Source organism: Pseudochelatococcus sp. G4_1912, assembly GCF_047501465.1.
In the GTDB taxonomy this organism is placed as follows: Bacteria; Pseudomonadota; Alphaproteobacteria; order Rhizobiales; family Beijerinckiaceae; genus Pseudochelatococcus.
The window spans coordinates 630716-640887 of record NZ_JAZDRL010000002.1; the positions used below are offsets into that span (position 1 = coordinate 630716).

General features: G+C 49.5%; 2 protein-coding genes. Both read left to right on the forward strand.

Translation table 11 applies throughout. The features are described 5' to 3' along the window. The first annotated feature begins 34 nt into the window (after window positions 1-34). Window positions 35-1741 carry a methyl-accepting chemotaxis protein gene (locus VRZ32_RS10060; protein ID WP_414525598.1) on the forward strand — a complete coding sequence of 569 codons (1707 nt, stop codon included), beginning with the start codon at window positions 35-37 and terminating at the stop codon, window positions 1739-1741. Between the two features lie 465 nt (window positions 1742-2206). Next, window positions 2207-9886: a beta strand repeat-containing protein gene (locus tag VRZ32_RS10065; RefSeq protein ID WP_414525599.1), complete on the forward strand. Its 7680-nt coding sequence runs from the start codon at window positions 2207-2209 to the stop codon at window positions 9884-9886. Window positions 9887-10172 lie beyond the last annotated feature (286 nt).

Below are 10172 nucleotides of genomic sequence, written 5' to 3' on the forward strand. Positions count from 1 at the left end.
AAGGGTTAAGACACCACTTACATTAAGAGCATCCATGGGGGATAGTATGTTCTTTAATAGTAGATTTTCACAAGAAAGAGCTGAGCTGAATGCTTTAAGCCGATCACAGGCAATTATTTACTTTCAGCCGGACGGCATAATTATTGATGCGAATGATAATTTTCTCAATGTAATGGGCTATTCCTTGAATGATATCAAAGGGCAGCATCATCGTATATTTGTTGAGCCACAATATGCCCAGACTCCTGATTATAGAGAGTTCTGGGAAAAGCTTGGTCGCGGTGAATTTCAAGCCAGGCAATTCAAGCGTTTGGGAAAGGGTAACAAGGAAGTATGGATCGAGGCATCTTATAATCCAATTCTCGATACACACGGAAAAGTATTTCGTGTGGTGAAGTATGCTGCTGATATTACGCAGCAGAAATTGCGAAATGCTGATTATGAGGGGCAATTCAGTGCTATTGGAAAGTCCCAAGCCGTCATCCAATTTAATATGGATGGTTTAATCATTACGGCGAATGAAAACTTTCTGCAGGTCATGGGTTATAGCCTTGAGGAAGTTCAAGGTCGACACCACAGTATATTTGCGGATTCAGATTATGCTCAGGGCCATGAATACAAGGCGTTCTGGCAGAAACTTAATCGCGGTGAGTTTGTTGCAGGAGAATTCCAGCGCTTTGGTAAAGATGGTAAGGAAGTATGGATTCAAGCTTCTTACAACCCTATATTTGATATGAATGGAAAGCTATTCAAAGTCGTCAAATATGCATCTGATATTACCGCCGAGAAATTGAAAAATGCAGATTTTGCCGGGCAGCTTTCAGCAATTAGTAAATCGCAGGCAGTGATTGAGTTTCAGCTGGATGGCACAATTATCACGGCCAATGAGAATTTCCTTGATGCATTGGGCTATACATTGGATGAAGTGCGGGGCCAGCATCATCTCATGTTTGTTGATCCTTCGGAGGCGCAGAGCGTAGAGTACCAACTTTTCTGGCAGAAGCTGGGACGGGGTGAATTTGATGCGCGTGTTTACAAGCGCATTGCAAAAGGTGGTCGGGAGATATGGATTCAGGCGTCTTACAATCCCATTTTCGATATGAGTGGAAAGCCCTTCAAGGTTGTGAAATATGCGACCGATGTAACGCAGGTTATTCAAACGGGTAGTATTGCTGAAGAGGCAACAGAGAACGTTCAAAGTGTAGCCGCTGCAATTGAAGAATTAACGGTTTCAATTGAGGAAATCAGCCAGAATATGGTAATGTCCCAAGAGGCGACAGCTGGTATTCTTAACGATGCGACTCAATCAAGTGCGGCTGCAGATCATTTGACGGGCAGCGTGCAATCCATGGGGCGGATTGCGGAGTTGATCAATAATATTGCTGGTCAGGTGAACTTGCTGGCATTGAATGCAACAATTGAAGCTGCCCGCGCCGGGGCGGCCGGTAAGGGCTTTGCCGTTGTTGCCTCTGAAGTCAAGAATCTTGCAACACAGACTACCAAAGCGACAGAAGATATTGCAAAGCAGATTCAATATGTACAAGATATCGCTAGTTCTGTTGCGGATAGTATCAAAAATATATCAGCGTCAGCAGGTAATGTGAATGAGTATGTTACGCAAGTTGCAGGTGCGATAGAAGAGCAGAGTGCAGTTACGCGAGATATTTCTTCTAACACGCAACAAATGGCTGACTCTGTTCGAGACATTGCCCAGCGCGTGAAACGGTTGTCTGCGGTTTAGGAGACGATGGGCTGTTTCTCGGTAAGTGCTTAATTGCAAATTATAGAATTACCGGATTTTGTGTCGCGCAAAGCAGGTCTTTGCGTGACATTGTTTAGGCATTTGAGATGCTTCGTAAAGATAGCCTGCAATCAGATAGCGCAGAAAACCATTTCAGCTACCAGGCAGCGTGCAGGATCGTATGCAATAGCCTGTTAAAGACGTCTCGAAATTGCGTGGCGCTAACGATTCTTGGCCATGCGGGGTCCGAGTAGTATTTCCTATCTGCATGCCTGATATGCTGATTAAGCACGCAATAGATTTTGACATTTTTATGGCTTCAATTATGATCGAAATGTAAATTAAGCAACTTTCTGTGCGCTTATTATGCTACTTGTAGGAGCTGTTCTATTGGTCAGGTCGTCTTACATTGGCGGGAATAGAAAGAATCTTTTTCTTACGAGTGTTGCTGGCGTAAGTCTTCTGATGTCATCAGCGGTTGCTTGTGCGCAAGGCCTGCCTTCTGGTGCGCAGATCGTCAATGGACAGGCCGATGTCACCCAAAATGGCTCCAGCCTTGCCGTTAGACAGGCATCACCAACCGCGATCATCTCCTGGGATCAGTTTTCGATCGGCCAGCCAAACAGCGTGCACTTCGATAACGGCGTGGGCTCTACGCTCAATCGTGTGCGCGGCAATATCGCTTCTCAAATCGATGGCTCCCTCACAGCGACAGGCTCAGTCTATCTGATCAACCCCGCCGGTATTGCGGTTGGGCCAACAGGGCGTATTGAAACCGGCGGTTCTTTCATCGGTTCAACGCTCGATATTTCCGATGATGAGTTCCAGAAGGCTGCCCGTGGTGAGGCGCATACCTTCAAGGGCACAAGCGGTGCCGCTGTCAGAAATGCAGGCCGCATTGGCGCATTAGGCGGCAGCGTTGTGCTGATGGGGCGAACCGTCGAGAATGAAGGCGATATCGAAGCCCCCAATGGCACCGCCGCTCTGGTGGCAGGCACCGAGGTGCTGGTGCAGGATCGTTCGCTTGATGGTGGGCGGTTTGTCGTCAAAGCGGGTGGATCAGGCACCAGCGTCAAGAACACCGGCAATATCAAGGCTGCAGAAGTGGAGCTGCGGGCCAATGGCGGTAACGTTTATGCGCTGGCGGGCAATAAACATGGCGTTATTGCAGCCACGGGCACTTCAAAGCAGGGCGGCAGGGTATTTCTGACGGCAGGCGATACAGGCACGGTTGAAGTCACTCAACATGTTTCGGCACGCAAGGTTGCAACAGCAGCTAACCGCAGCCGCAATGGCGGTGATATTCGTGTTTCGGGTAAAACAATCAAGGTTGCAGCCACGCTTGATGCAAGCGGTCTTCTGCCGCCCGTTCGCCCTGATGAGCTTAACGGCAATGGTGGCACGGTTATTGTCGCGGGCGATAACATCACACTGACCGATGCGGCACGGGTTGATGTGTCTGGGGCCAAAGGCGGTATTGCGCTGATTGGTGGTGATTATCAGGGCGGAGCCAATACGGCGGCGAATTACGTCAGTGAGAAAGTCAGCACTGCCAAGCTGCTAACGGTTGCCAAGGGTGCGGTGATTACTGCCGATGCATCCGAAGGTAATGGCGGCAAGATCGTTCTGTGGTCTGATCTGCATACGGATTTCGCAGGGCATGTGAGCGCGACAAGTGTTACAGGGCTGGGGGGTGATGCGGAGGTCTCGGGCAAGGCGACGCTGGCGTTTAACGGCACGGCGAATCTGCTGGGGCAGGCCGGCGCTGGAACGTTGTTGCTTGATCCATATAATCTGACGATCGTGGCAGGTTCCGGCGGTAGCGTCACGCCCGTGGCCAACGACAGCACGCTGGGTGTTGATACGCTGACGGGTCTGCTGGCGAGTGCGAATACGGTTGTGACGACGGGATCGGGTGGTGCGCAACTTGGTAACATCATCGTCAATGCAGCGATCACGTGGAATGCTGCAACAACATTGACGCTGAATGCCGCGAACACCATCGCGATCAACGCTGCGATTACAGCGGTGAATGGTGGGCTGACGCTGAAAGCAGCAAGCGGCACGGAGGCAGCCCCGACAATTACGACGGGTGCGGGTGGGACGATCAACGTTGGCACGTTCTCCCTTGAGACAGGCGCGTGGGTGCAGAAAAGTGCAACGCTCCCTGCGTTTGCAGCTCAGGCGTTTCATTTGGCTTATGATAGCAAGTATTCGCCTACGGTCATCTTCCTGCGCGCAACCAGCGGAACCGGTGTAGACGCCGCTAATTCATATAAGATCGCAGATCTTTATGGCCTTCAAGGCATGGCCTCTATGCGGAGCAAGCACTTTGCACTCGTAGCTGATATTGATGCGACGAGCACAGCCAATTGGTATGGAGGTCAAGGGTTTCTACCGATTGGGGTTTCGTCAGCTTCTTTCTTTGGCTCATTCGATGGTCAGGGTCATATCATCGCAGGTCTAACCATTAATCGCCCATCCCAGGACTATGTTGGGCTGTTTGGCATGATTGGATCGTCAGGGACGGAACTTAAAAATATTGGCCTTGTGGGTGGAGTAGTTAGGGGAAGAAATCGCACTGGAAGCCTGGCCGGCTATTCTTCAGATGTCTCTAATTCATTTTCAACCATAGCCGTTGAAGGCAATGACTACGCTGGCGGGCTAGTTGGTTTTACAGATGGAACGATAAAGAATTCCTATGCATCGGGCTCCGTAAAAGGGTGGAACTATGTAGGGGGACTTTTAGGCCAAGCGGGATATAGGGGTATTGCAACATCCTATGCTGCGGGCGACGTAACGGGAAATGATTATGTTGGCGGCCTGGTTGGGAATTATAGTGGTAGCTCCAGCTCCAATAATGTCTATGCAACTGGCTCGGTAACAGGTTCGAAATATGTTGGGGGTCTGGTGGGATATTGGGGAGGGGCATCCAATAGTTATTATGCATATGCCTCAGGGAAGGTCACCGGAACGACTAATACTGGCAGTCTCTTCGGAGGAAATTCATACAACAATTTTTACAATGCTTATTCTCTTTCGACGGCCAATGCCTTTACTCAAGCTAACTATAGCGGTTTCAATTTCACAGGCAATTGGTACATGGTCGATGGCGAAACCCGTCCCTTCTTGCGCATGGAGTTGGACGAGCTTGCCAAGACATATGATGCTGCAGGCAATGTAATTGCTGGCACTTACACTATCCGCACTGCAAATCAGTTGCAATTGATCAAGAGCCATGAAGGCGCAACAAGTAGCGGCAAGACATATATCCTCGCCAATGACATAGACATGACAGCAGCGCTTTCCTACGATCGGGGAAACTGGCGCACGGTAACGACGAAGGATGCGGCAAACCTCTACGGATTTGCGCCGATTGGCACGAGCACCGACCCCTTCCAGGGCACGTTCAATGGCCAAGGCCACGTGATCAATGCGCTTACCATCAATCGGCCGTCCAAGGATAATGTCGGACTGTTTGGATATGTAAATAGCGCAACGCTCAAAAGTGTTGGGTTGGAAAATGTATCAGTAACAGGAAAGACTTCTGTCGGAGGGCTGTTAGGTTATGGTAGCAGCGCAAGTATCAATAAGACCTTTGTAACAGGCGCTGTTGCAGGCACGGGTAGCGCTATAGGTGGTCTGGCAGGTAATGTTAGTGGTGGTAGCATCAGCGTGTCTTACACGACAGGAACTGTCAGCAGCTCAAGCACGCATGTTGGTGGTCTGGTGGGGGTTAGCGGTACTTCTATATCAGATGTTTATACGACGGCCTCTGTAACAGGTACAGGATTTGTTGGTGGGCTTGCTGGGCAAAGCTCAAGCACGATCACCAGGGCTTACGCCTCTGGTAAGGTAACAGGAGGCTCAGGATTTGTAGGGACGAAGCCGGCAGGTACTATCTCTTCCAGCTTCTGGGACATCGATACAACCGGTCAGGCCTCTGGCGGGGATGCAGGCGCTGTCGGTATTTATTCCAGCACCAGCACTCAAAATGCTTTTAATCAGGCCATTTACGCTGGGTGGAATTTCACCAACACCTGGTACATGGTTGATGGCGAAACCCGTCCTTTCCTGCGGATGGACTTGGAGGAGTTTGGCAAGACCTATGATGCGGCAGGCAATGGGATTGCAGGTACCTATACCATCCGTAATGCCAACCAGTTACAGCTGATCAAGAGCCATGATGGCGCAACCAGCAGCGGTAAAACCTATATCCTTGCCAACGATATTGATCTGACAGCGACGCTGGCAAATGATGCTGGTATATGGCGCACGACAACAACAAAGTCTGCAGCCAACCTCTATGGTTTTGTGCCAATAGGATCAAGTTCCAATGGCTTTAAGGGCATCTTTGATGGCCAGGGCCATGTAATCAGTGGTCTGACAATCAATCGACCCTTGCGGGATGGTGCAGGATTGTTCGGTTATACCGATTTATCAACCATTAAAAACGCAGGTCTCGTTGGTAGCAGTGTGAGTGGCAAGGACTCTGTCGGCACTCTCGTTGGGAATAGCATCAATAGTAATATCAGTAATATCTATATTACAGGGACGGTGTTCGGCAACAACCACGTTGGTGGTCTAATAGGATACAGCAACAGCGGTGCCATTTACGGTGTCAATGCAGTAGGGGATGTAACGGGCACAGGTAACTATGTTGGCGGTTTGGTAGGGTCCAGCCTGACCAATATACAAAATGCATATGCGACAGGAAATGTGACGGGCATAGATCAGATTGGTGGTCTTGTAGGGTTCAGTCACAATAACATTACGAATGCCTATGCGACAGGTACGGTGTTGGGTAATAGTCGGGTCGGCGGCCTTGTAGGGTATGGCGACGGTGGCGTCATAAGCAGCGCCTATGCGATGGGGAATGTAACGGGCACAGGTAATTATGTTGGTGGCCTGGTAGGGTATAGTCAGGCTAATATTCAAAACGCCTACGCGACCGGAAATGTGGTTGGCATAGATCAGATTGGTGGTCTCGTAGGGTTCAGTAATAATGACATTACAAATACTTATGCGACGGGAAGTGTGACAGGCACGGGCAGCTATATTGGCGGCCTTGCAGGATACCGCGATAATGGCACAATTACATCCAGCTTCTGGAATAAAGATGCCATCATTACTGGTATCGGTTATGGTTCTGATGTTGGCACGATGGGGCTGACACTGGCTCAGTTCAAGAGCACAGCCGAATTTATGGGTGTTGCAACAGGATGGGACTTCAATAACATCTGGGCGCCACCTGGTGATGGTTATTCGCCAGAACTTTACGCGCTTTCAAAGGTTCTTCGCGTTCAAGCTACAAGCAATGCAACAGTTGTTTATGGCAGCTCATCAGTCACATGGGTTGGCGGAGGTCCATCAGGTTCCATTGTTTATGGACAAGGAAAGCATATCTCTGGCGATACCTCTTACGGTAGCCAATCAACATTTGGCAGCTCTCCGTCATTAGCTGTCAACGGGTTGAATGCTGGTTCATATATGAATGAAGTAACAGGCCTGATCCGTGGTGGCGATGGAAAGGATACATATCGCTACATTTACACATTAGATCTGATCGTTACAAAGGCTACACTCACGATTACAGCAGATGGCGGACAATCGAAGGTCTATGGTGGGGCAGATCCAACGTTGTCTTATGCGGCCTCTGGTCTTGTGAATGGTGACACGGATTCAGTTATGACGGGCGCGCTGGATCGCGTTGCAGGTAATGATGTTGGTACCTATGCGATTAATCAGGGCACACTGTCAGCCGGTGGTAACTACACCATCAATCTTGTGCCCGGCCAGACTTTCGCTATTACACCGGCAGCCTTGACGATTACAGCAGATAGCGGACAATCGAAGGTCTATGGTGGGGCAGATCCAACATTGTCTTATGCAGCCTCTGGTCTTGTGAATGGTGATACCACTTCAGTTATGACAGGCGCACTGGATCGCGTTGCAGGCAATAATGTTGGCACCTATGCGATTAATCAGGGCACACTGTCAGCCGGTGGCAACTACACCATCACTTTTGTGCCCGGCCAGACCTTTGCCATTACACCAGCAGCTTTGACGATTACAGCGGATAGCGGACAATCGAAGATCTATGGTGGGGCAGACCCAACATTGTCTTATGCGGCCTCTGGTCTTGTGAATGGTGATACCACTTCAGTTATGACAGGCGCACTGGATCGCGTTGCAGGCAATAATGTTGGCACCTATGCGATTAATCAGGGCACACTGTCAGCCGGTGGCAACTACACCATCACTTTTGTGCCCGGCCAGACCTTTGCCATTACACCTGCGACCTTGACGATTACAGCGGATAGCGGACAATCGAAGGTCTATGGTGGGGTAGATCCAACGTTGTCTTATGCGGCCTCTGGTCTTGTGAATGGTGACACGGATTCACTTATAACAGGCGCACTGGATCGTGTTGCAGGCAATAACGTCGGTACCTATGCGATTAATCAGGGGACGCTTTCAGCCGGCGGCAACTACACCATCACTTTTGTGCCCGGCCAGACCTTTGCCATTACACCTGCGACCTTGACGATTACAGCGGATAGCGGGCAATCGAAGGTCTATGGTGGGGCAGATCCAACATTGTCTTATGCGGCCTCTGGTTTTGTGAATGGTGATACTGCTTCAGTTATGACAGGCGCACTGGATCGTGTTGCAGGCAATAATGTCGGTATCTATGGGATTAATCAGGGGACGCTTTCAGCCGGCGGCAACTACACCATCAATCTTGTGCCCGGCCCGACCTTCGCCATTACACCAGCAGTCTTGACGATTACAACGGATAGCGGACAATCGAAGGTCTATGGTACAGCAGATCCAACGTTGTCTTATGCGGTCTCTGGTCTTGTGAATGGTGATACCATTTCAATTATGACAGGCGCACTGGATCGTGTTGCAGGTAATAATGTCGGTAGCTATGCGATTAACCAGGGAACGTTGTCAGCCGGTGGCAACTACACCATGAATATTATACTGGGCCAGGCCTTTGCCATTACACCGGCGACACTTACGGTGTCTGGCGGTGTTGTACAGTCCAGCCGTGTATATGATGGGACGACGGATATCTTTGTAACCAATCATGGCGCGATACTATCAGGTGTTGTTGGATCTGATGACATCACGGTTTCGCTGAATGCAGCTTATGCCAGCGCTAATGCTGGTACTCATATTCACGTTAATGGGATTTATAGTATAAGTGGTGCTGCTGCAGGTAACTATATTCTGGCGGATGCAGCTTTCCAGACAAAGGCGGCGATTACTGCAAAATCGCTGATGATCGCCACTCCGGGGCAGGTAACAAGCCAGCGTATCTATGATGGCACGGCCTTTGCGCAGAAATTGAGCGACGGTACATTAAACGGTGTTGTAGCCGCTGATATTGGCAGGGTTGGACTGGAGCTCATAGACACCCGATATAACAGTGCCAATGTCGCAGAAGCGAATACAGTTACAGGGCGTTATCTCCTGAGTGGTACCGCTGCGCATAATTACATCCTGACTGCGTCTGAATTCAGCACAACTGGTATAATCACTCAGGCCCAGTTGACGGTTAATCCGATGCCGGGACAAGTGAGAACGGTAGGACAATCAGATTATCAGATTGCATTTACGATTTCGGGCTGGAAGGGCGGCGATAATGCATCCTTGCTCGCGGGAGAACTTTCATTCGAGGGTGCAGATGCGCCTGGAACACGTTTTATTACACTTGGTAACCTGCAGGCAGGAGGCAATTACAACCTTGAATTGACATCAGGTGGAGTGCTGGAAATTGTCGCCAGACCGTCGGATAATGATGGTGCTGGAGGCGGTGGATTGCCAAGTAATCCTAATGACCAGATAGATGCAATTGCACATGCGCGAGAGCTTGAGAAAACGAGTTCGCAGTTATTGTTTAATACTGAAAAGGAAAGGTATGTCATGATTGATCCTTTCCAGTTTTCGTCGCCGGATTCATCAGATGAAGACAGCGCTGATGGTAGTATACAGATCGGAAAGTCCGGTAATTTAAGGTGTGTAACATCATCTGTAACGATAGCTAGTGATGCACAGAAAGGCTTGAGCGCTGATTTCCTTGATTGTCATGCAATCGCAGATATGACGACATCGACATCCAACGCCAGACGCTGAATAAAATTTCCCTGTGTGCCCACCGTATAGGGCAATATTCAAGCTGTTTTGTGTGCAGGCACAGAACATGCCGGGCTTGTGGGTACGCTTGATGAAATTGAGACATGGTCCCCATTTTCAATAACAGCTTACATTATTTTTAAGATAAAGTGTAATGACTGTCTGGCTAGAGAGCAGAGGTAATTTCTCGAATATGCCAGTGAGAAGCGCGCATTTCCATGCAGGCCATATGCCTTAATTGCTTCGTTTATCTCATTTTTAACTGCTTTAAAGCCTGGGCAAGTTT

Bases quoted from the DNA above. Each gene is read 5' to 3' on its own strand.
- VRZ32_RS10065 (WP_414525599.1), top strand. From the start codon at position 2,207: ATGTCATCAGCGGTTGCTTGTGCGCAAGGCCTGCCTTCTGGTGCGCAG.
- VRZ32_RS10060 (WP_414525598.1), top strand. From the start codon at position 35: ATGGGGGATAGTATGTTCTTTAATAGTAGATTTTCACAAGAAAGAGCT.